This window comes from Rhodanobacter sp. FW102-FHT14D06 (assembly GCF_043950705.1).
Classification (GTDB): domain Bacteria; phylum Pseudomonadota; class Gammaproteobacteria; order Xanthomonadales; family Rhodanobacteraceae; genus Rhodanobacter.
The window spans coordinates 3,240,608-3,261,272 of the sequence record NZ_CP170722.1 but is presented as its reverse complement, the minus strand read 5'-3'; the positions used below and the strand labels follow the sequence as shown (position 1 = coordinate 3,261,272).

The 20,665-nt window shown below is 62.5% G+C and carries 24 protein-coding genes; 11 read left to right on the top strand and 13 right to left on the bottom strand.

The features are described from left to right. Positions 1–7: 7 nt before the first annotated feature. Positions 8–286, bottom strand: coding sequence for a metal/formaldehyde-sensitive transcriptional repressor (locus tag ACFCQI_RS14635; protein ID WP_395117846.1), 279 nt, complete (start codon positions 284–286; stop codon positions 8–10). A gap of 118 nt (positions 287–404) precedes the next feature. Here ACFCQI_RS14635 and ACFCQI_RS14630 point away from each other — a divergent pair, with 118 nt between their 5' ends. Further along, positions 405–1,112 carry a VIT1/CCC1 transporter family protein gene (locus tag ACFCQI_RS14630; protein ID WP_395117844.1) on the top strand — a complete coding sequence of 236 codons (708 nt, stop codon included), beginning with the start codon at positions 405–407 and terminating at the stop codon, positions 1,110–1,112. A gap of 181 nt (positions 1,113–1,293) precedes the next feature. Here ACFCQI_RS14630 and ACFCQI_RS14625 read toward each other — a convergent pair whose 3' ends face one another. Then, on the bottom strand, positions 1,294–1,656 hold the full coding sequence (locus ACFCQI_RS14625) for a response regulator (RefSeq protein WP_395117842.1): 363 nt from the start codon (positions 1,654–1,656) through the stop codon (positions 1,294–1,296). Between the two features lie 162 nt (positions 1,657–1,818). After that, positions 1,819–2,124, bottom strand: coding sequence for a heavy-metal-associated domain-containing protein (locus tag ACFCQI_RS14620; RefSeq protein WP_395117840.1), 306 nt, complete (start codon positions 2,122–2,124; stop codon positions 1,819–1,821). 97 nt (positions 2,125–2,221) lie between these two features. Between ACFCQI_RS14620 and ACFCQI_RS14615 the strand changes: the two genes are divergently transcribed. The 5 genes from ACFCQI_RS14615 to ACFCQI_RS14595 all read left to right on the top strand — a co-directional run bounded on the left by ACFCQI_RS14615 (position 2,222) and on the right by ACFCQI_RS14595 (position 8,457). Next, positions 2,222–4,660: a heavy metal translocating P-type ATPase gene (locus ACFCQI_RS14615; protein WP_395117838.1), complete on the top strand. Its 2,439-nt coding sequence runs from the start codon at positions 2,222–2,224 to the stop codon at positions 4,658–4,660. Positions 4,661–4,672: 12 nt separating this feature from the next. Then, positions 4,673–5,134, top strand: coding sequence for a Cu(I)-responsive transcriptional regulator (gene cueR, locus ACFCQI_RS14610; protein WP_395117837.1), 462 nt, complete (start codon positions 4,673–4,675; stop codon positions 5,132–5,134). Positions 5,135–5,251: 117 nt separating this feature from the next. Next, positions 5,252–7,237: an FTR1 family protein gene (locus ACFCQI_RS14605; RefSeq protein WP_395117835.1), complete on the top strand. Its 1,986-nt coding sequence runs from the start codon at positions 5,252–5,254 to the stop codon at positions 7,235–7,237. A gap of 12 nt (positions 7,238–7,249) precedes the next feature. Continuing rightward, positions 7,250–7,873 carry a cation transporter gene (locus tag ACFCQI_RS14600; protein ID WP_015447624.1) on the top strand — a complete coding sequence of 208 codons (624 nt, stop codon included), beginning with the start codon at positions 7,250–7,252 and terminating at the stop codon, positions 7,871–7,873. Beyond that, on the top strand, positions 7,870–8,457 hold the full coding sequence (locus tag ACFCQI_RS14595) for a phosphatase PAP2 family protein (RefSeq protein ID WP_015447623.1): 588 nt from the start codon (positions 7,870–7,872) through the stop codon (positions 8,455–8,457). Before ACFCQI_RS14600 ends, ACFCQI_RS14595 begins: the two co-directional genes overlap by 4 nt. Before the next feature lie 31 nt (positions 8,458–8,488). Here the strand turns inward: ACFCQI_RS14595 and ACFCQI_RS14590 are convergent, their stop codons facing one another. Genes ACFCQI_RS14590 through ACFCQI_RS14570 form a run of 5 tightly spaced genes read right to left on the bottom strand, consistent with a single transcriptional unit; the run spans position 8,489 to position 15,257 of the window. After that, positions 8,489–9,559 (bottom strand): cation diffusion facilitator family transporter, encoded by a 1,071-nt coding sequence (locus ACFCQI_RS14590; RefSeq protein ID WP_244868514.1) that lies wholly within the window; start codon positions 9,557–9,559, stop codon positions 8,489–8,491. Further along, positions 9,546–9,869 carry a P-II family nitrogen regulator gene (locus ACFCQI_RS14585; RefSeq protein ID WP_015447621.1) on the bottom strand — a complete coding sequence of 108 codons (324 nt, stop codon included), beginning with the start codon at positions 9,867–9,869 and terminating at the stop codon, positions 9,546–9,548. The genes ACFCQI_RS14590 and ACFCQI_RS14585 overlap by 14 nt, the downstream gene beginning before the upstream one ends. Beyond that, positions 9,866–13,000 carry an efflux RND transporter permease subunit gene (locus tag ACFCQI_RS14580; protein ID WP_015447620.1) on the bottom strand — a complete coding sequence of 1,045 codons (3,135 nt, stop codon included), beginning with the start codon at positions 12,998–13,000 and terminating at the stop codon, positions 9,866–9,868. The genes ACFCQI_RS14585 and ACFCQI_RS14580 overlap by 4 nt, the downstream gene beginning before the upstream one ends. Beyond that, entirely contained in the window at positions 13,000–14,097 is a 1,098-nt protein-coding gene (locus ACFCQI_RS14575) for an efflux RND transporter periplasmic adaptor subunit (protein WP_015447619.1), read from the bottom strand. The genes ACFCQI_RS14580 and ACFCQI_RS14575 overlap by 1 nt, the downstream gene beginning before the upstream one ends. Next, complete coding sequence (locus ACFCQI_RS14570) at positions 14,094–15,257, bottom strand: TolC family protein (protein WP_041676707.1); 1,164 nt, start codon at positions 15,255–15,257, stop codon at positions 14,094–14,096. The genes ACFCQI_RS14575 and ACFCQI_RS14570 overlap by 4 nt, the downstream gene beginning before the upstream one ends. A 73-nt stretch (positions 15,258–15,330) precedes the next feature. Here ACFCQI_RS14570 and ACFCQI_RS14565 point away from each other — a divergent pair, with 73 nt between their 5' ends. Then, complete coding sequence (locus tag ACFCQI_RS14565) at positions 15,331–15,831, top strand: hypothetical protein (RefSeq protein ID WP_157769708.1); 501 nt, start codon at positions 15,331–15,333, stop codon at positions 15,829–15,831. A gap of 108 nt (positions 15,832–15,939) precedes the next feature. Here ACFCQI_RS14565 and arsC read toward each other — a convergent pair whose 3' ends face one another. Both arsC and arsH read right to left on the bottom strand, forming a co-directional pair. After that, positions 15,940–16,377, bottom strand: a complete 438-nt coding sequence (gene arsC / locus ACFCQI_RS14560; RefSeq protein ID WP_051061200.1) for an arsenate reductase (glutaredoxin) — start codon at positions 16,375–16,377, stop codon at positions 15,940–15,942. A 20-nt stretch (positions 16,378–16,397) separates the two neighbouring features. Then, positions 16,398–17,183 carry an arsenical resistance protein ArsH gene (gene arsH, locus ACFCQI_RS14555; protein WP_015447616.1) on the bottom strand — a complete coding sequence of 262 codons (786 nt, stop codon included), beginning with the start codon at positions 17,181–17,183 and terminating at the stop codon, positions 16,398–16,400. Positions 17,184–17,255: 72 nt separating this feature from the next. Between arsH and ACFCQI_RS14550 the strand changes: the two genes are divergently transcribed. From ACFCQI_RS14550 to ACFCQI_RS14535, 4 genes are all read left to right on the top strand, one after another. Then, positions 17,256–17,765: an arsenate reductase ArsC gene (locus ACFCQI_RS14550; RefSeq protein WP_015447615.1), complete on the top strand. Its 510-nt coding sequence runs from the start codon at positions 17,256–17,258 to the stop codon at positions 17,763–17,765. Continuing rightward, complete coding sequence (gene arsB / locus ACFCQI_RS14545) at positions 17,762–18,850, top strand: ACR3 family arsenite efflux transporter (RefSeq protein WP_015447614.1); 1,089 nt, start codon at positions 17,762–17,764, stop codon at positions 18,848–18,850. The genes ACFCQI_RS14550 and arsB overlap by 4 nt, the downstream gene beginning before the upstream one ends. A 13-nt stretch (positions 18,851–18,863) precedes the next feature. Beyond that, positions 18,864–19,376, top strand: coding sequence for an arsenate reductase ArsC (locus ACFCQI_RS14540; protein ID WP_015447613.1), 513 nt, complete (start codon positions 18,864–18,866; stop codon positions 19,374–19,376). A gap of 72 nt (positions 19,377–19,448) precedes the next feature. Then, a complete protein-coding gene (locus ACFCQI_RS14535; protein ID WP_015447612.1) occupies positions 19,449–19,811 on the top strand; it encodes a helix-turn-helix transcriptional regulator in 363 nt (120 codons plus the stop codon). A 10-nt stretch (positions 19,812–19,821) separates the two neighbouring features. On the opposite strand, the gene ACFCQI_RS14530 is transcribed toward ACFCQI_RS14535, so the two are convergent. The 3 genes from ACFCQI_RS14530 to ACFCQI_RS14520 are packed head-to-tail and all read right to left on the bottom strand — an operon-like array spanning position 19,822 to position 20,654. Further along, complete coding sequence (locus tag ACFCQI_RS14530; protein WP_015447611.1) at positions 19,822–20,046, bottom strand: GDCCVxC domain-containing (seleno)protein; 225 nt, start codon at positions 20,044–20,046, stop codon at positions 19,822–19,824. Further along, positions 20,036–20,323 carry a heavy-metal-associated domain-containing protein gene (locus tag ACFCQI_RS14525; protein ID WP_015447610.1) on the bottom strand — a complete coding sequence of 96 codons (288 nt, stop codon included), beginning with the start codon at positions 20,321–20,323 and terminating at the stop codon, positions 20,036–20,038. The genes ACFCQI_RS14530 and ACFCQI_RS14525 overlap by 11 nt, the downstream gene beginning before the upstream one ends. Before the next feature lie 10 nt (positions 20,324–20,333). Further along, a complete protein-coding gene (locus tag ACFCQI_RS14520; protein ID WP_235645411.1) occupies positions 20,334–20,654 on the bottom strand; it encodes a mercuric transporter MerT family protein in 321 nt (106 codons plus the stop codon). Between the last annotated feature and the right edge of the window lie 11 nt (positions 20,655–20,665).

Genomic DNA, 20,665 nt, shown 5'->3' with positions numbered 1-20,665 from the left:
CCTTCGGTTACTTCAGATAGGTGCGGATCACGTCGATCAGTTCTTGCGCGCCTTGCTTGCGTGCTTTCGGGTCGGTGATGTCCGGATGGGCCACGTGCATGTTGATATGGTCTTCGACCACCTTGGCCATGAGCCCATTGATCGCACCCCGCACCGCAGCGATCTGCCGCAGCACTTCGGCGCAATCCTTATCACTATTCAACGCACGCTCGATGCCTTCAACTTGGCCCTTGATACGCCGCACGCGGCCGAGCAACTTGCTGTTGTCTTTCGCCAAATGTCCCATGAACGTTCCTCGCCGGCTGCATAGCCGTTGACCCGTAGTATACCCCTCTATGGTATTTCTAAGCGTCAATGCGGCAGCTTGCTGCGATGGATCACTTGTTTCGTCTTGAGGATGCCTTATGCCAACGCCGAACTCGGATACACATCGGATCCATCGCAGCGGTTGGCTGCGCGCGGCAGTACTGGGTGCCGATGACGGCATTCTTTCCACCGCCAGCCTGGTGCTGGGCGTAGCCACGGCGCAAGCCACGCACGGTGCGGTTCTGATTGCCGGCGTCGCCGGACTGGTGGCCGGTTCAATGTCTATGGCCGCCGGTGAATACGTATCGGTCCACTCGCAAGCCGATACGGAAAAGGCGGAATTGAAGCGCGAACGTCAACATCTGCGTAATGACGATGCTGGTGAGCATAGGGAGCTGGCCGCGATCTATGCCGAGCGCGGGCTTGATCCCGCCTTGGCCAGCCAAGTTGCCGCTCAATTGATGAGTCACAACGCATTGGATGCCCATGCGCGCGATGAGTTGGGTATCACCGAGACGCTCAAGGCACGCCCATTGCAGGCCGCTTTGGCCTCGGGGCTCAGCTTCTTTGCGGGCGCTGCATTGCCGCTGCTGGTGGTCGCCCTCGCGCCCACGAAAATGTTGATCGTACTGGTGGCGGCTACTTCGCTGATCTTGCTTACGCTACTAGGCGCTTTGGCAGCGTATGCCGGCGGGGCGAATATAGCCCGGGGTGCATGGCGCATTAGTTTTTTGGGGATGCTTGCGATGGGCGTTACCGCGGGTGTCGGCAAAATCGTCGGCTCGGTGTTTGGGGTCGGCGGATAGCTGAAACCAAGCGTACGCGCTGTCTTTACGCGGTGTATTTAGCTTCATCCGTAACCAAGCTCACCAAAGATGTTGTCCGAGCGGGCACCGGAACGCCTGGTTCAGATTCTGGGTTTGATCGACTATCTGCAATACGGCAAATACCGGCGTGCCGTCGGAAGGCAACGAAGCGCCGTAACGATCAGGTCAGGCTAGACGGCATCCCGCATGCGCGATCGATGGCGTCTACCAAGGCGTGGCAATCGAACGGCTTCAGGAGTAAAGGCATCGCGCGCAATTTCGGCGAGTCGATATCCGTCAATAGCAGACCCGTGATCGGGACACACGGAATCCGTCGTGCTTCCAGGTGTTCGATCAGCGGCAACGCTTGTGCGTCGAGGAGGTCGATATCGATGATCGCACAGTCGCACGGCGTGCTTTCGACCAAGGTCATGCCACTGGCCACGCTTTTGGCGGTACCGACGATCGCATCACCTCGTTGGGTCAATACGTCGGCGAGGAGTGTGCTGATCGCGGTATCGTCTTCCACAATGACAAGGCGCATCGACTCCATAGCGGCGCTCTCTCGAAATCGTCAATTTCAATATGATATGCCGCAACGCGAAAGGCATTTTTATGGTCAGCCAGCGGGAGCGGGTCTATCACGCAAAGGCTGCGGAGTCCGTCAGCTGGTATCGCCCCATCCAACACTAGCTTGCTTCCACGGTCATGTATGACAGTGCCCGCAGCACGATTCGGAGGGCGACGGAGCCTGACTGCTGATCTCAGACGTTGCGTGATATCCCGCCGCCTCCATAGCTGCGACGGCGGCCGTCGAAGTAAAACTACCTTCTACCTTAACCCTTCCGCTCAGCAGATCAACATCGACCTTGGCGTCGGCATCGAGGTCTTGCAAGGCGGCGGTGATGGCGCGGACACAGTGCCCGCAGGTTATGTTGTCGACTGAAAATTGCATGGTGATCTCTCCATCGTCAGGCAGGCTGCCAGTGAGGAAAAAAATGAGGCTTGCCACGGTGGGAAGGTCAAGCCGCAGCGCTCTCAGCCGGCATGCTTGACCTTCCCATGATGGGAGACATCATGATGGCGCTCCCTTTCGGGAATCCCTCCTCATGAACACTCACGCCACAACACTTTCCTCTCCAGACACGCCATCTGTTGTCCGCTTCGGTATTGTCGGAATGACCTGCGCCTCTTGCGTCGGGCGCGTCGAGCGTGCCCTGAAGGCGGTGGCCGGGACGGTCGATGCGACAGTGAACCTCTCCACCGAGCAGGCGACGGTGCGGACATCGACGCTGCAGGCGTTGCCGGCCCTCCACGCAGCCGTGGCAGCCGCCGGCTACGAGGTTGCCATCGACACGGTGGCGCTGCGGCTTGAAGGCATGACTTGCGCGTCCTGTGTGGGACGCGTCGAACGCGCCCTGCGCGCAGTGCCGGGGGTCATCGCGAGCAGCGTCAACCTGGCCACCGAGCGGGCTGCCGTCACGATCAACGCGGGGACCGATGCCGCCTTGTTGATCAAGGCGGTCGTGGACGCCGGTTACCAGGCCAGTATCGCGGATGCGGAATCATCTTCCGTACCGACTCCGACGAAGACCGCCGGCGCCGCCAAGGAGCGTCGTCATCTAATGTGGGCCGCGGTGCTATCGCTGCCATTGATGGCACCGATGCTGGTCATGCCAATGGGCATCCACCTGATGCTGCCCGGCTGGCTGGAATGGCTGTTGGCCACGCCCGTGCAATTCTGGTTGGGTGCCCGGTTTTACCGGGCGGCGTACAAGGCAGTGCGGGCACGCACCGGCAACATGGACCTGCTGGTGGCCTTGGGCACGTCGGCTGCCTACGGTCTTAGCGTCTTTCATTTGCTGCGCGATGGTGTCGGCGTCAGTCATGCGCCGCTGTATTTCGAGGCCTCCGCCGTACTGGTTACCCTGATCCTGCTGGGCAAATGGCTGGAGGCACGCGCCAAGCGACAAACCACCGAAGCGATTCGCGCCCTGCAGGCCTTGCGCCCCGAGCAGGCGCGTCGGCGCGAGGGCGATCAGGAAATCTGGGTGCCGTTGGAAAAGATTCGCGTGGACGATGTGGTCGTCGTGCTTCCCGGTGAAAGCATCCCGGTCGACGGTCTTGTGCTCGAAGGCATCTCCCAAGTCGACGAGTCCCTCATCACCGGGGAAAGCGTGCCGGTGGCCAAACACACAGGCGATGCCGTCATCGGTGGTGCGATCAACGGTGAAGGCCGACTCGTGTTGGCCACGGAGGCAGTTGGTGCACAGAGCCGACTGGCGCGGATCATTCGTGCCGTGGAGGACGCCCAAGCCAAGAAGGCGCCAATTCAACGAATCGTGGATCGGGTGAGCGCGGTCTTCGTACCCGTCGTCATCGTCTTGGCACTCATCACTCTGCTCGCATGGGGTGTGAGTACCGGCGATTGGAGTCGCGCGATTCTCAACGCGGTGGCCGTGCTGGTCATCGCCTGTCCTTGTGCCCTGGGTTTGGCCACGCCCACCGCGATCATGACCGGCACCGGGGTGGCCGCCCGCGCAGGCATCCTGATCAAGGACGCCGAGGTGCTTGAGGTCGCGCGGTCGGTCACCGTGGTCGCCTTCGACAAGACCGGCACTCTGACTGAAGGTCGCCCGACGCTAGTGCAGCGCCTTGCGGTCAGTGGCGACGACAACGCGTTGCTGGACGATGCCGCCAGTTTGCAGGCCGGCAGCGAGCATCCGCTGTCAAAGGCCGTGCTGCAGGCAGCGACGGACGGTCAGCGCCGCATCGTGCCAGCGACGAAGGTGGCGGCCGTGGTCGGTCGTGGTGTGCGTGGTGACGTGGCAGGGCGCGAACTCGTTCTGGGTAGCGAACGCTGGATGGACGAGTTGGGTGTGGATCGCAGCGTGATGGAACGCATCGGCCTTGGGCTAGACGCCAGCGCGCAAACTACCGCGTGGCTGGCCGAGCGCAGTGCGACAGGCACCGTGGTGCGCGGCGTTCTCACCTTTCGCGATGCGCCGCGCACGACAGCGCGCGAGGCCGTCGACCAGCTGCATGCACTCGGCTTGCGCACGGTCATGATCTCCGGTGACCGCCGCGCCGCCGCCGAGGCCATCGCCACCGAACTGGGTATCGACACTGTGATTGCCGATACGCTGCCCGAACAGAAGGCGCAGGCTGTCACAGCGCTTACCGATGCCGGCGACCATGTCGCGATGGTCGGTGATGGCATCAACGATGCGCCGGCGCTTGCCGCAGCCGCCGTCGGCTTTGCGATGGGGTCCGGCACCGATGTGGCGATGGAAACCGCCGGGGTGACCCTGATGCGCAGCGACCCGCGCCTGATTGCTGATGCAATCGAGATTTCGAGGCGTACCACGCGCAAGATCCGTCAGAATCTATTCTGGGCCTTCATCTACAACGCAATCGGCATACCTTTGGCTGCCCTGGGCATGCTCAATCCGATGATCGCTGGGGCCGCGATGGCGCTGTCCAGCGTCAGTGTGGTGGGCAACACCTTGTTGCTGCGCCGCTGGCGTCCCCATACCCACGAGGAATGACTGGAGACACCGATGCCACGTCCTGCGCTACGCCCCGAAGCCGCCGATGCACGTGCTCTGGGACTGCACACCATTGGCGAAGCCGCGCTCGCCAGCGCGGTCACCGCCAAGATGATTCGTCACTACGAGTCGATCGGACTCATGCCGACCGCAGGTCGCACGTTCGCCGGCTATCGCCTGTACGCCGAGAGCGATCTGCATCGCCTGCGCTTCATCAAACGTGCGCGAACCTTGGGGTTCTCGATCAAGGAAATCGAACAACTGCTAAGTCTGTGGGACGATCGACAACGGGCGAGCAGCGAGGTGAAGCAATTGGCGTTTCAACACGCCAGGGCACTGGAACAGAAAATCCGCGAAATGGAATCCATGCGCGCCACGCTCACGGATCTGGCCCGGCGCTGCCATGGCGATCACCATCCGGACTGTCCAATTCTGGAAGATTTGGCGGGGACGAGCCGGAAAGCAACGAATTAACCGTCAGGGTTGAGTTCGACCTTTGGAGTGTTCCGACGTGAGGGCACGTTTGGTAACGAGATCATGGTCTGGCGAGCAACGGCTGACGAACGGTCGAAGGGCGAGTACCATGCATTAATGATAACGACTCTTATTCGCAGAATTTTGCGCAAACTGTCCGTCGCGGCGCTACTCCTATGCAGTGTGACGACCTTTACAGTGGTGGCTCAGGATGCCATTGCGACCGTTCCGCAAACGTGGCAGATACTGGATTACCTGGCGACCGACTACGCTGGCGCGGTGAAGGATGGCGCGGTGATCAGCGCATCCGAGTATGCTGAGATGCGGGAATTCACGTCGACGACTCGATCGCGCATCGACGCGTTGCCACCGACCGCGACCACGCCCGCACTCATGAAGCAGGCCGATACATTGGTGGCCTCGGTCGATGCCAAGGCGGCGCCAGCCCAAGTGGCGACGCAAGCGCACGCGCTGGCCGATGCGTTGCTGCAAGCGTATCCGGTGCCGACCGCTCCAGAACACGCCCCCGATCTGGCGCGTGGGGCGACGCTCTATCAGAACCGGTGCGCCGCCTGTCATGGAGCGACCGGCCATGGCGATGGTCCGGCCGGCCTGCAACTGTCGCCCCACCCGGTGAACTTCACCGACCAGACGCGGGCGGATCAGCGCAGCGCGTTGTCGTTGTACGAGGTGATCAGCCAAGGTGTGGAAGGCACGCCGATGGCGAGCTACGCGCAGCAGCTGTCGTCCGACGACCGCTGGGCACTGGCTTACTACGTGGGTTCGCTGGCTTACACCCAGGAATCCGCCACTGGCGCTGATACCTGGCAACACGACACCGCCGCCCGTGCACAGATCGCCGACTTGAAGGAATTGTCGCGTGTGCGCGTCGCGCAGCTGACACCTACCCTCGGTGCGGAGCGTGCCCGGGCGATCGTGGGCTATTTGCGGGCACACCCCGACGTCATTCATCAGCAGGCGTTGGCGGGCATCCCGTTGGCGCGCGCGCGACTGGCGGCGAGCCTGACGGCTTATCGTGCCGGAGCGAAGACGCAAGCCACCCAACTGGCACTGTCCGCCTACCTCGATGGCGTGGAGCCGGTCGAACCGCAACTCAACGCACGGGACGGCGCGCTGCGCGCTCAGCTTGAAACGGCGATGGGTGCCTATCGCACCGCACTGACGAGCAGCACCTCGGTGGCATCGGTGGCGAAACAGTCCGATGAGGTCGATGGCCTGCTGCTGCGTGCGCAAGAAGTCACTAGCGATGCTGCTGGCGATGCCGCCGCCACTTTCCTGGGGGCTTTCACCATCTTGGTACGAGAGGGTCTGGAAGCCCTGCTGGTCGTGGTCGCGTTACTCGCCTTCCTGCGCAAGGCTGCGCGACCCGAAGCACGGCGCTACGTGCATGCCGGCTGGAGCCTTGCGTTGGTCGCCGGCGGCGTTACCTGGGCCATTGCCAGCTATGCCATTTCCATCAGTGGCGCTGGCCGTGAGTTGACCGAGGGGCTGTCGTCGCTGTTTGCGGCGTTCGTGCTCCTTGGGGTCGGTCTGTGGATGCACCAGAAAAGTATCGGCGGTCGCTGGCAGGCGTATCTGAAGGAAAAGATGGCTGCCGCGCTCAACCGACGTTCCGCCTGGTTCTTGTTCGGGCTGGCCTTCATCTCGGTGTATCGCGAGGTGTTCGAGAGCATCCTGTTCTATGCCGCCCTTTGGAATGACGGCCAGGAAGTGTGGCTGCTCGGCGGTATCGCCGCCGGTGCGGCGGCGCTGGGGTTGATCGCCTGGGTGCTGTTGCGCACCAGTCATCGGCTGCCGATCGGTACGTTCTTCTCCGCCAGTTCCGTGCTGATCGCTGTGCTTGCTGTCGTACTGACCGGCAAGGGCGTCGCCGCCCTGCAGGAGGCCGGCTGGGTGGCGGTGAGCGTCGCCCCGGTGCCGCATATCGAACTGCTGGGCATCTATCCGACCTGGCAATCCTTGCTGGCCCAGTTGGCAATTCTGGTGCTACTGGCTGTCGGGTTCGTGTTCAACATCCGTCGTGGCCGCCAGCCCTTGCCGTCACCCCAGGGAGCCCAGGAAGTGGTTCCCGATGCAAAATGAAGGCGATAGGACATGAGTGAATGTGGTTGCCATGCTGAAGGCAGCAACGAAGCGGAGCGACGCATCCTGCGCTTCGCGCTGGTTCTCAACGCCACGATGTTTGTGGTCGGTGTGATCGCCGGTCTGATCGCGCAATCGATGGGGCTGGTCGCCGATTCGCTGGACATGCTCGCCGACGCGAGTGCGTACGGCATCGCGCTCGTCGCTTGGCAGCGCACCGCAAGCTTCAAGGCATCGGCCGCCACTCTGAGTGGCACGTTGCTGCTGATCCTGGGCGCGGGTGTCCTCGCCGGCGTAGTGTGGCGACTCGTCGCGGGCAGTCATCCCGAGGGTGGCTGGATGATGGGTATTGCCTTCATCGCCTTGATCGTGAATGCCACCGTGCTACGGTTGTTGGAGCGGTTCCGTCACGGCGAAGTGCATCTGCGCGCCACGTGGCTGTTCACGCGAGTCGACGTCATCGCCAACCTGGCGGTGATCGTCTCCGGTGTGCTGGTGCTGCTTCTACACAGTGCGGTCCCCGATCTGGTCATCGGTGCGGCCATCGCCTGCTATGTGCTGAAGGAGGCGTTCGGCATCCTGCGCGAAGCGAAGGAAGCACGGGCCGCTGCCCTTGCACCGATCGGCAAACCATGACATCGCCGATCTCGGGGTTCGGCACCTTGGCGTACGCCGTTGACCTGCGACTGTTCCACGCCATCCATCCGTCTACACCGCCATCGTCCGCGATGCTGCAGGTGGCGCGCGGCTTGGCCGATGGGCCATTGATCCTGACCGCCGCTTTTCTTGGGACGATGCTGATGGTTCCTCGGTGGTCGATGCGCTCTACCGCCCTGAAAGCATCGGTTGCCGCCGCAGCGACATTGCTCGCGAATCTGATCATTGGCTTGATTTGGGATCGCGCACGCCCCTTCGTGGCCGGTGCCGGTCAGGCGTGGGTATCTCATGCGGCGACCGGCAGTTTTCCCAGTGATCATCTGACCGCGCAGTGGGTCATCGCCGGCATGCTGTTGCTGGATCGACGTACCCGAGCCTGGAGCCTCGCGATTGCGCTGCTCGGCCTGCCCATGGCATGGGCACGCATCTACTTGGGAGTGCATTATCCCGGCGACATGCTCGGCGCTCTGGCGATGGGGGCTCTGGCTATGTGGATTGGCTGGGGGTGGCTTCGCCGCCCTGCGACGACGCCTGCCATCGTGTCCTCATCGTCACCGACGTGAGGTGCCGTTCATCGCCAGCACAGCGACGCCCTTAGTGCGCCCCGCCAGTTGAGGCAAAGCTGCAACCTGCGGCGCTGGCCGATTCGTCGGTGGCTCCATGATCGGTTTGCAATGTCGTGTGCGTGATCTTGAAACGATCGTGCAGCATCGCTTCGACCGCCCGGCGCACGTCGTGGCAGTCGATGTCGTGGTTCACATAGATGTGCCCCGACAGTGCCGGCATGCCCGAGGTCACTTCCCATACGTGCAGGTCGTCCAGTCGGGTCACGGCGGGCAAAGCACGGATCGCCTCGGCAATCGTGACTGGATCGAGGCCGCGCGGTGCTGCCTCCAGAAAGATACGTCCCGATTCGCGCACCAGCCCGATGCCGGCTTTCAGCATCAATCCGGCCACGACCAGCGCGGCGATCGAATCCACGCGATTCCAGCCGGTCCACCAAATGATGCCACCGGCAATCGCGGTAGCAATAAAGGCATACAGATCGGTGAGGATGTGCTGAAAGCTGCCTTCCACGTTGAGGCTCTGTCGGTTGGCCTTGCTCATCGCCCACACGGCGAGCAGGTTGACACCGATGCCGATCACCGCAATTACCGTGACCAGCAAGCCTTCCACCACCGGCGGATCGATCAGGCGACGAATCGCCTCGACGATGAACCACACCGACAGCAACAACAACGTCAGCCCGTTCGCCTGCGCACTCAGGATTTCCACGCGCTTGAGCCCGAACGTGTAGCTACCGCTGGCCGGTCGTTTGGCCAGGCGCATCGCCACCAGGGCGAGCCCGATCGAGCCGACGTCGGTAAGCATGTGGCCGGCGTCGGAAATCAAGGCCAGCGACTTGGCCAGCATGCCGACCACCACCTCGACCGCCATGAAACCGAGCAGCAACAGCAGCGCGATGGTCAGGTATTTCTTGTTCGCATCCGGTGCCACGCCGTGGCTGTGGTCGTGGTGATGATCGTGATCGTGTTTGTGTGGCTCTGACGTGCTCATCGAAGTCTCCCGTGCGGCGGTCACCTTACGCGACCGCTGCAGCGTTATGTAATGACACCCGGAAGGATGGGCGGGCGTAACCCGCCCATCGCCTTCAGTCCACGGCACCGTCGATGGGCCATGCCCGATCCACCGTGCTCTGATAGACCCAACCGGCCACGCTCTGACCGGTGCGTCCGTGCAGGCGAATCAGTTGTACCGCGCGATCAGCCTGATCGTCCTCGCAGAACACTTCGAGCTTGATCTGCCGGGTAACCCGTTCGCCCAGCTCCATTGAATAGATCTGTTCCTGGGCGCTGAGCGCGGTGAGCAGACCTTTGACGTCGCTGACGGACAGGTAACGAAATCCACCGTCCTCCAAGGCGTGGATGACGTCGACCACGCGACCGCGGTGGATGAATGCCTTCACTTCTTTCATGGGGTGTTTTCCTTGGCCAGGCGCCTTGCGGCGCGTTCTTCGATCCAGTCGTAGAGCACCGGCAGCAGTACCAGCGTCAGCAACGTCGAGGTGATCAGGCCGCCGACCACCACGGTAGCGAGCGGACGCTGGGTTTCCGCACCGACGCCGCTGGAGAGCAGCATCGGCACCAGGCCCAGGATCGCCACGCTGGCGGTCATCATCACCGGCCGCATGCGCAGCGCGGTGCCGCGGATCACCGCCTCCCGCACGGGCAAGCCTTTCTCACGTTGCTCGTTCAAAAAACTCACCAGCACGATGCCGTTCAACATCGCCACGCCGAACACCGCGATGAAGCCGATCGCCGAGGGCACCGACAGGTATTGCCCGGTGATCGCCAACCCGACGATGCCGCCAATAGTGGCGAACGGCACGTTGGCCAGGATCAGCGTGGCGTGCTTTACCGAGTTGAACGCGGTGTAGAGCAAGACGAAGATGAAGAAGATCGTCGCCGGCACGATCAGCGACAACCGCTTCAACGCCCGCTGCTGGTTCTCGAACGCGCCGCCCCACTCGCTGTAATAGCCAGTCGGCAGCCTCACCTGTTGCGCGATGGCCGCGTTGGCATCCTTGACGAAGCCGTCGATGTCACGACCGCGCACGTCCATCTGGATCACCGCATAGCGTTGCAACTGCTCGCGACGGATGAACGAATAGCCTTCCGCATCACTGACCTCGGCCACCTGCGACAGCTGCACCAGCGCACCGCTGGCGGTGCGGATCGGTATGCGCTGGATCGCCGGCAGGGACGCCTTGTCGGCATCGTCCAGCCGTACCGCGATGTCGAAGCGCTTCACGCCATCGAGCAGCGTCGTCACGGGTTCGCCGCCGATGCCGTTCTTCACCACGGTCAGCACGTCGTCGGCGTTGAGGCCGTAACGGGCCAGCGCATCGCGATCCACCTTGATGCGGATCTGCGGCTTGCCGATGTTCGCCTCCAGCGCGAGATCGGCCACGCCCGGCACGCCGGCCAGCACATTCTTGATGCGGCCGCTGAGACGATCGAGCTCGCCCAGATCATCGCCGTAAATCTTCAACGCCAACGTGGCCCGCACGCCGGAGATCAGTTCCTCGATGCGCATCTGGATCGGCTGGGTATAGCTCACCACGGCGGTGGGCAAGGCGGCCGACAACTCCTTCTGCATTGCCTCCTCGATGCTTTCCAGCGTCTCGCCCTTGCGCCATTGGTCCTTGGGCTTGAGCGGTGTGTAGACCTCCATGTAGTTCACGTCGGCGGTCTCGCCTTTTTCAGCGCGGCCAATCATCGCCAGGGTAGTGTCCACCTCCGGAAACTTCTGCTTGATCAGCGCCGACACCTGTCTGGAGATGTTGATCGATTCATCCAGCGAGGCCGACGGAATCGACGTGATGCGCCACATGATGGCACCCTCTTTCAGGTTGGGCATGAACTCCTTGCCCAGGAACGGGAACAACGCCAGGCTGCCGATCAAGGCACCGGCAGCGATGCCCAGCACCAGCTTGCGCCGCGCCAGCGCCCAGGCGAGCACCGTGGCGTAATGGCGTTTCAGGAACGCGACCAGCCAGGTGTCTTTCTCTTCCTTGGGCTTCAACACCAATGCGGCCAGCACCGGAATCAGCGTCAGCGCGAGGATCAGCGAGCCGGCCATCGCGAAGCTGATGTTGAACGCCATCGGCTTGAACATCTTGCCTTCCAGCCCCTGCAGGCTGAACAGCGGCAGGAACACCACGATGATGATCAGGATCGCGAACGCCATCGGGTTAGCCACCTCGCGGGCGGCTGCCAACACGGCAGCGGTACGATCCACCGGACCGCCGTGCGCCTTGCGTTCGGCCATGATGCGATAGGCGTTCTCCACCATCACCACCGCGCCATCCACCATCATGCCGATACCGATAGCCAGCCCCGCCAGCGACATCAAGTTGGCCGACAGCCCCACCTGGTTCATGCAGATGAAGGCGATCAGCATCGCCAACGGCAACGCCACAACCACCACCAACGCGCTGCGGAACTCGCCCAGGAACAGGAACAGCACCAGCGCCACCAGGATCGAACCTTCCACCAGCGCGCGCACGGCAGTACCCACCGCCGCGTTGACCAGTTCGGTACGCTCGTACACCGGTTTCACGACCACGCCCGGCGGCAAGGATTGCTTCACCGTATCGAGCTTGGCTTTGACCGCATCGACCACGCTCTTGGCGTTCTCACCAATACGCGCCAGCGCCATGCCCAGCACGACTTCCTTGCCGTCGCGCGTCACCGCCCCGGTGCGCGGTGCCCCGGCCTCGGTAATGGTGGCCACGTCCCGCACGTAGACCGGCGTGCCGTCTTCGGTCTTGAGCACGATGTTGCCCAGATCCTTGGCGTTCTGGATCAAGCCCAGTCCGCGCACGAGATACTGCTCGCGCCCCACGTCGACGAAGTTGCCGCCGACTTGCGCGTTGTTCGCCTGCAGCGCCTCAATCACGTTCTTGAAGCCGAGTTTGTGCGCGATCAATTTCATGGGATCGATGCGCACCTGGAACTGTTTTTCCTGCCCGCCCCATGAGCTGACGTCATCGACGCCCGGCGCGGTGCGCAGGATCAAACGGATGGTCCAGTCCTGCAGTGTGCGCAGATCCATGTCGTTCGGTGCCGTACCGGCTGTGGTGCCTCTCAGCGTGTCGTCGGCGCGTTCGACCGTGTACCAGAACACCTGGCCGAGACCGGAGGTGTTCGGTCCCATTTCCGGTTTGCCATAACCCGCCGGCAAACGATCGCCGACCTGTTGCAGCCGCTCGTTGACCAGCTGACGGGCGAAGTAGATGTCCATGCTGTCGTCGAAGTACACCGACACATACGACAAGCCGAACAGGCTCACCGAGCGGATCTGTTCCACCTTGGGCAAGCCGGCGAGTGCCGACTCCACCGGAGTGGTGAGCAATTGCTCCACATCCTCCGCTGCGAGTCCCGAGGCTTCGGTGTAGACGTTGACCTGTACCGGCGTCACGTCCGGGAAGGCATCGATGGGTAGCTGACGCACGGCCTGAAAGCCGAGAAAACCGATCACCACGAAGATGATCAGTACCAGCACCTTGTAGCGCAGAGAGAATTCAACCAGACGTTCCAGCATCATTCTTCTCCCAGCTGCGAGCGCAGCAAGCGGGCCTTTAAGGCGAACGCGCCCTTGCGCACGTAGGTGTCGCCGGATTTCAGGCCCTGCGTGATCACCGTCCAGCCATCACGCGTATCGCCAACCATGACTGATGCCGGCTCGAACGGGCCATTGCCTTTGGCGAGGAACACGGTCGGCTGGTTCTGCAGCAATACGATTGCTTCAGCCGGCACCGCGAGCTTCTGCACGGCGCTACCGGCGGCGATGCGCGCTTCGACCAGCTCACCCGGGTGCAACAGATCCTTGCGGTTGTCGACTTCGATGCGCACCGGCACCGTGCGGGTGCGCTCATCGGTCTGATGCGAGCGCTGGACGACCTTGCCGGGTATCTCGGTGTCATGCACGAGGATGCGGGCATCGGCATCGGGCTTGACCCGTTCGGCATCGGCCGGTGCCATCTGCGCGACGACCCAGACCGAATCTTCCTTGACCAGGGTGAACAAGGTGCGGCCGGGTTCCACCCGCTCACCGACCAAAAATTCATCGGTGGTGACGCGACCGGCGGCGGGCGCAAGCAGCTCGAAGCTGCCATCCGCACCGGCCGATCCCTTGCGCAGCAACCCACCGATCTGACCGTCGGACAAGCCGTAGGCGCGCAACTTGGCGCGTGCCTGGTCGCGTTGCACTTTCGCCTCGTTGTAGCGCCGGGCCGACACCGCCTGGGGCCCGAGCGACGCGATCCGTTGCCAGTCCTGTTCGGCTACGATCAACGCACCTTGCGTGGTGGCCACCTCGACGCTGGAGAGCACGACCAGCGCATCGCCGGCCTTCACGACGTCACCCAGCTTGGCTTTGCGGGCGAGCACCTGCGATTCCACGCGCGGCGACACCAGTACGGTGGAGTACGCGTCGGCTTTCACTTCACCAGGGGCTTTGAGTTCATCCGTCAGTGCACGGGGAGCAGCCTTGTCGAGGACAATACCGGCGTCCTTGATCGCCTTGGCGTCCAGTGCGAGCGGATTGGCGGGCGCCGGTTCCTGTGCCAGGACGGGGCCGGCCAGCGCAGCGAGCAGCGCCAATCCCAGCAGGCTGCGTTTCAAAAGAGAAATAGTCATCGGGTCATGTCCTGATTGTGGCCGTCCTGAGTACGGCCATCGAGCCAGTCGGTTAGACGGCCCGCAGCGGTGAGGTAGTCGAACCAGGTCTGCCAGGTTTGGCTTTCCAGTTCCTGGCCGGACAACGCGGTATCCAGGCTTTGCTTGAGTTGCACGAGGTAATCGGAGGTGCTGATTTCACCAGCACGCCAGAGCTTTTCCAGTAGCGTGGTGCGATCCTCGAACGCCGCGGCACGGCCGCTGCGGAACGCTTCAGTCGCACCGCGCAGAGCGGCGTAACGGGCTTGCGCTTCCTGTAATCCCGCGCGCAATACAAACTGGCGCGAACGCACGCCGGCCGCGGCTGCGTCGGCTTCCGCCCGGGCGGCATCCACTTCGGCGCGTCCGGTGTTGAGCACCGGCAACGGAATGGACACACTCACGCCGATCACCTGATCGGTGCGTGGCCCACTGCGCACCTGGCCACCGGTCAGGCTGAGTGTCGGATCGGGAATGCGCGCGCGACGTGCGACCTGCACGCCCGCCTCGGCGCTTGCTTGCTGAGCGCGGGCCTGACGCAGTTCAGGCAACTCGTCGACGGGCAATGGCATCACACTGTCCGTCGCTGGTGACAGCCCGTTGGGCAGTGGTGGCAGGGCCATGGGTTGATCGCCACTGATGGCCAGCAATGCCGCACGGGCTGCCGCTTCGTTACCGGCGAGCGTGGCTTGTTGCACCTGCGCCTCGCCGAGTGCCAGACCGGCCAGATCGCGTTCGGGGCTGCTGATGTCACCGACCTTGAGTCGCTGGGCGGCCAAATCGTCGAAGCGCTGCATCAACGCGAGACGACGGCGACCCAGTTCACTTTGTCGAGCCGCGAGCACCGCTGTCGACCACGCCGTCAACCAGCGGGCGGCGACGTCACGACGCCGCACGTTGTAGCTCGCCTCGGCGGCGAGCAGGTCGGCCTCACCCTGGCTGGTGCGAGCGCGACGCTTGCCGGACAGATCCAGTGGCAGACTGATGCCGGCCGTGCGCCGATTGACATCGGCGTTCTCCGCATCGAGCGACAGCGAGGGGTTGTACAGCGGTTGCGCGGCGGCACGCGCACGGGCCCGGGCGGCGTCGAGATCCGCACGAGCCGCCTGCACCTCGGGGCTGGCTTGCCAAATGCGGCGCATCGCCTCTTGCAGCGAGGACGATGCCAACGATGGCGCGGGGGCCACTACCGGTGGGGAAGGATGGGTTACGGGGGTGGCACTGAGTATTGCCGCGTACAGCAGACACACGGCGCCAAAGGGCACCGAACGTAAAACAGACATGAAGCTATCTCCTCAAAACGATCACGAAGCGAGGAACCGCACAGGCGGTTTCATCGCAGAACGGGATTGTTCTCAGGCGATGGGAGGGCGCAGCAGCGAGCCGGTCATGGCCGGCGTGAATCCCGAATGGATGGTGAGCGGCGCGAAGCGCGGCTCCATTCTGGCGATGGACATCGGCGCAGTGGCCGGCAACGTCACCGAGTGCGCACAGGCACAATGGCAACCGGCACCTTCACCCAGAAGACAGGTGTTCACATCGTCAGCCGATACCGTGCTGACGGCGGTATCCGCCAATAAGGTGGCCGGAGCAGCAGCAGTCGCCAAAACGAATTGCGCCCGCGGTCCATCGGCAACGCAGATTGATCCGCTGACCAGCTTGATCAGCAATACAGCCACAGCCAACACCCATAGGCCGCGATGGCGGCGCAGGTGACTCAGCAGTGATGATCGGGCGCATGGCATCTAGCCATGTTACCCAGCCTCGTAGGTGTTAGACAATTTCATTTGCTCTCCGAACGGTTTGACGACTCACGCAAAAACATCAACGCGGGTCAGCATCCGGGAAGATCGCCAAGGGCTCGCGGCCTACGACAACTTCCCCATCTTCCTTGGTGAACGGTTGGAGGTTTGGCGGAAGGATGTTCAGTACGACTTCGGAGGGACGACACAGACGTGTGCCACGTGGTGTCACCACAAAGGGGCGATTGATGAGGATCGGATGCTGCAACATGGCGTCGATGATGACGTCGTCGGTGATGCCGGCCTCGTCCAACCCCAGCTCGGCGAAGGGCGTTCCCTTTTCACGCAACGCCTCACGGGGCTTGAGCATGGCTTCGTCGATAAGCTTGGTTAGCTGTTTACGACTGGGCGGCGTTCTGAGATATTCGATCACCGTGGGCTCGATGCCAGCGTGGCGAATCAAGGCCAACGTATTGCGCGAGGTTCCGCAGTCCGGGTTGTGATAGATCGTGGCGGTCATCGGTGTCGTCGTATTCATCGTCAGCAGGCTCCACTGAAACAACAGCTGGTCTTGGCCGGTTCCACCACGACCGGAGCCGGCGCCGCTTCTTCGGTCACGCCGGCAGCCACCAACAAGGCATGTGCCTCAGCCGCACCTTTGCGCTCGCTATAGCGGTCCACCAGATAGTCGCTGCGATCGCGCACCATCAGGGTGAACTTGAACAGTTCCTCCATGACGTCCACAACGCGATCGTAGAACGGTGATGGCTTCATCCGACCCGCATCGTCGAACTCCTGCCAAGCCTTGGCGACCGATGATTGATTCGGTATGACCACCATGCGCATCCAGCGGCCCAGCACGCGCAGTGCATTGACGACGTTGAACGATTGCGAGCCACCGCTGACCTGCATGACCGCCAGGGTGCGCCCTTGGGTCGGTCGCACGCTGCCCTCTTCCAGTGGCAACCAGTCGATCTGATTCTTGAAGACGGCTGTCACCGAACCGTGGCGCTCGGGGCTGACCCAGACCTGGCCTTCCGACCACAAGGACAGCGCCCGCAACTCCTGCACTTTGGGATGCGTGTTGGGCACGCTGTCCAGAATGGGCAACTCATGTGGATCGAACACGCGGGTCTCGGCGCCGAACTGGCGCAAGATGCGCTCGGCTTCCAGGGCCAACTTGCGACTGAACGACTGCGGACGCAGTGATCCATAAAGGATCAGGATGCGCGGCGGATGGCTAGAGTCCGCCGGCAGCGCCAGTTTGGCCAGGGTTGGGGTATCCAGCACATCGGCGGCAATGTGGGGCAGATCCGGCATCGTCATGGGTATGTTTCCTGTTGCTTTGACTAAATGATTCTATCATTATGGAAATATAGAAGCCAATTCGAGACCGTCATGCATCCGTGCCGCGTTCTATTCATCTGCACGGGCAATTCCGCCCGCAGCATCCTGTCCGAAGCGACCCTCAACCATTTGGGCAAAGGCCGCTTCGAAGCCTTCAGCGCGGGCAGCCAGCCGACCGGCCGCGTCAACCCCTATGCGATCGGCGAGCTCAAGGCCCTCGGCATACCCACCGAAGGACTCAGCAGCAAGTCCTGGGATCGCTTCACGGGGGAGGGTGCGCCGCCGCTGGATATCGTCATCACGGTCTGCGACAACGCAGCGAATGAGACGTGCCCGGTGCTGTTCGGCGATTTTGTGAAAACCCACTGGGGTCAGCCCGATCCGGCGGCAGCCCACGGTGAAGGTGCCGTGATCGAAGCCTTCCGGCTTGCCCACACGCTCGTGCTTTATCGAGTCAACGCGTTGCTGAACCTGCCGGTGGAAACGATGAGCCGGGACGAGTTGAAGTTGGCCCTTGATCACATCGGCACCATCACCGACGCCGATGAGGAACACGCATGAACCAGTTGTCAGCTGAAGTGGTCGACGCCGATCCGGATACGGCCAGTGGCAGCCGCATCGGCTTCTTCGAGCGCTACCTCACAGTCTGGGTCTTGCTGTGTATCGTGGTGGGCACGCTTCTGGGTCACTGGCTGCCGGACACTTTTGAGGCCTTGGGGGGCATGCAGGTCGCGCAAGTCAATCTGCCAGTGGCCGTGCTCATCTGGTTGATGATCATCCCGATGCTGTTGAAGATTGATTTCAGCGCGCTTGGTGGCGTGCGCCGTCAGTGGAAAGGCATTGGCGTCACGCTTTTCATCAATTGGGCGGTGAAGCCGTTTTCGATGGCGCTGCTGGGTTGGATATTCATCCGCCACGTCTTCGCCGGCTACCTTCCTGCTGACCAGCTCGACTCCTACATTGCCGGCCTGATCCTGCTGGCCGCGGCACCGTGCACGGCGATGGTGTTCGTGTGGAGCAATCTCTGCCACGGCGAGCCGAACTTCACGCTGAGCCAGGTCGCCTTGAACGACACGATCATGGTCGTGGCGTTTGCGCCCATCGTGGCGCTGCTGCTGGGCATCTCTTCGATCACGGTGCCCTGGAACACGTTGCTGTTGTCGGTGCTGCTCTACATCGTTGTGCCGGTGGCTATCAGCGTGGTGCTTCGTCGTTGGGTGCTCTCGCGAGGCGGCGAGCCACAGCTGCAGAAACTGCTACAGCGCCTGGGACCGGCGTCCTTGTTCGCGCTGCTGGCCACCCTCGTGCTGCTGTTCGGTTTTCAGGGGCAGCAGATCCTGGCCCAGCCGGCGGTAATCGCGATGCTGGCCGTGCCGATCCTGATCCAGGTGTATTTCAACTCCGGACTGGCCTACGTGCTCAACCGTCGGTTCGGGGTGCCCCATTGCGTGGCCGGGCCCTCGGCGCTGATCGGGGCCAGCAACTTTTTCGAGCTAGCCGTCGCCACCGCGGTGGGTCTGTTCGGCGTGCACTCCGGCGCCGCGCTGGCCACCGTGGTTGGCGTGTTGATTGAAGTGCCGGTGATGTTGTCGGTGGTTCGCATCGTCAACGGCAGCAAGCGTTGGTACGAATTAAAGCAGGCTTGAGCGGAGCATCGTCATGCAGGGTCACTACAACGTGTTGTTCGTCTGCACCGGCAACTCGGCGCGTAGCATTTTGGCCGAAGCGACCGTGCATCACTTTGGCCGCGATCGTTTTCATGGCTACAGCGCCGGAAGCCAGCCCAAAGGTTTCATCTACCCCCAGACGCTGGAGGTGCTCAAGGCCGTGGATCTTCCCATCGATGGGCTTCGCAGCAAGAGCTGGGCGGAGTTCATGGCACCGGAAGCGCCGGTGATGGATTTCGTGATCACCGTGTGTGACCAGGTGGCCGGCGAGGTTTGCCCCGCGTGGCCCGGTGCGCCTATCACCGCGCACTGGGACATCCCTGATCCAGCGAAGGCGCAAGGCGATCAGGCCAGCGTTTACAAAGCCTTCGTGCTGGCCAGGAACCTTCTGCAGCAACGGATCAGCTTGCTGCTCAATTTAAACTTGACGGCCTTGGATCGGCTCGCGCTGTCCAGTCGGCTTGATACCATCGGTAAAGCGCCCAGTAACGGCGCAGCCGGTTGATCCGGTGGTGAGCGCAAGCACTACACTGCAAAAGCGGACAATACGCAGCGTTCTGAGACGGCTATTCGCACTATGCAGACCAAACAAGTCCTCACGATCCTTTCCGCGCTCGCTCAGGAGTCGCGGTTGGCGGTCTATCGGCTGTTGATCGAGCACGCGCCGGACGGTCTTGCCGCCAGTGCGATTGCCGAGAAGCTGGGACTGGCCAACGCCACGCTTTCGTTTCATTTGAAAGAGCTGTCGCACGCCGGCCTTGTGACCAGCCAGCAAAGTGGACGTTTCATCTATTACGCCCCCGTGATCGAGGCCATGAACGACCTCATCGGCTACCTCACAGATCATTGCTGCAGTCAGTCCGACGGCAGTTGCCAAGTTGGCGAGACTTCGTGCAAGCCGTCAACGGATAAATTGCGAAGCAAAATCCGAACAGCCTGATGAGTGAAATTCAGCGACCGCTTTCGCAGCACGGCTTCTGCTGCTGGATCGGCGGACACGGCACGCTGCCGTACGAGCAGAACACGCAGCAGTCGCCCGCCTTGGGCCGGAGCAATTCGCCGCACCCCTTGCAGTCGTAGAAGAACTGGCAGGCATCGGTCGGCATGGTCTCGTTGGCCTGGTGGCCGCAATGCGGACAGGTCAACGTGCTCTGCAAGATGGGCTCAACCGCCATGGGCTTTCGCCGTAGCCGGGAAACCGGCATCGGTGACCGTACGCGCCAACACCGGCACCGTGGTGCGATCCGCATCGAAAATCACCGTGACTGTCTCGGCTTTCAGATCGACCTTCGTGCTCGTCACCCCGGGTACGCGACTCAATGCCTTCTCGATCGTTACGTTGCAGGCGGGACAGGTCATGTTCGCGGCATGCAACACCGTTGTGGTGGGCGTCGCCGCATGTGCCAGGCCGAGCCAAAGGGTCGCCACCATTCCAGCTGTCTTGATGCACATCAATCAACTCCTACAGAAACCAGCCCACGACATAGGGAAACAGCAACAAAAGCATGATCAATGCCGTAGCCAGCCATAACCAGCGCCGGCGCCGGCGCAAGACCGGCGGATCAACGCAAACACCTTCCGTACGGCAGCGTGACGAGGGCCCATACAGCGTCCAGAACGCGAGCGCCAGGCAAAGCAAGGTGGCCGCGATGAACCACGGCCGCCAGGGATCGAGTGCGGTGAGATGGGCGATCCACGCGCCGCTGACGCCCAACAACACCAGCACCAGCGGCACCACGCAGCACACCGACGCGCCGATCGCCGCGAGCAACGCAACGATCACGGCGGGCAAGG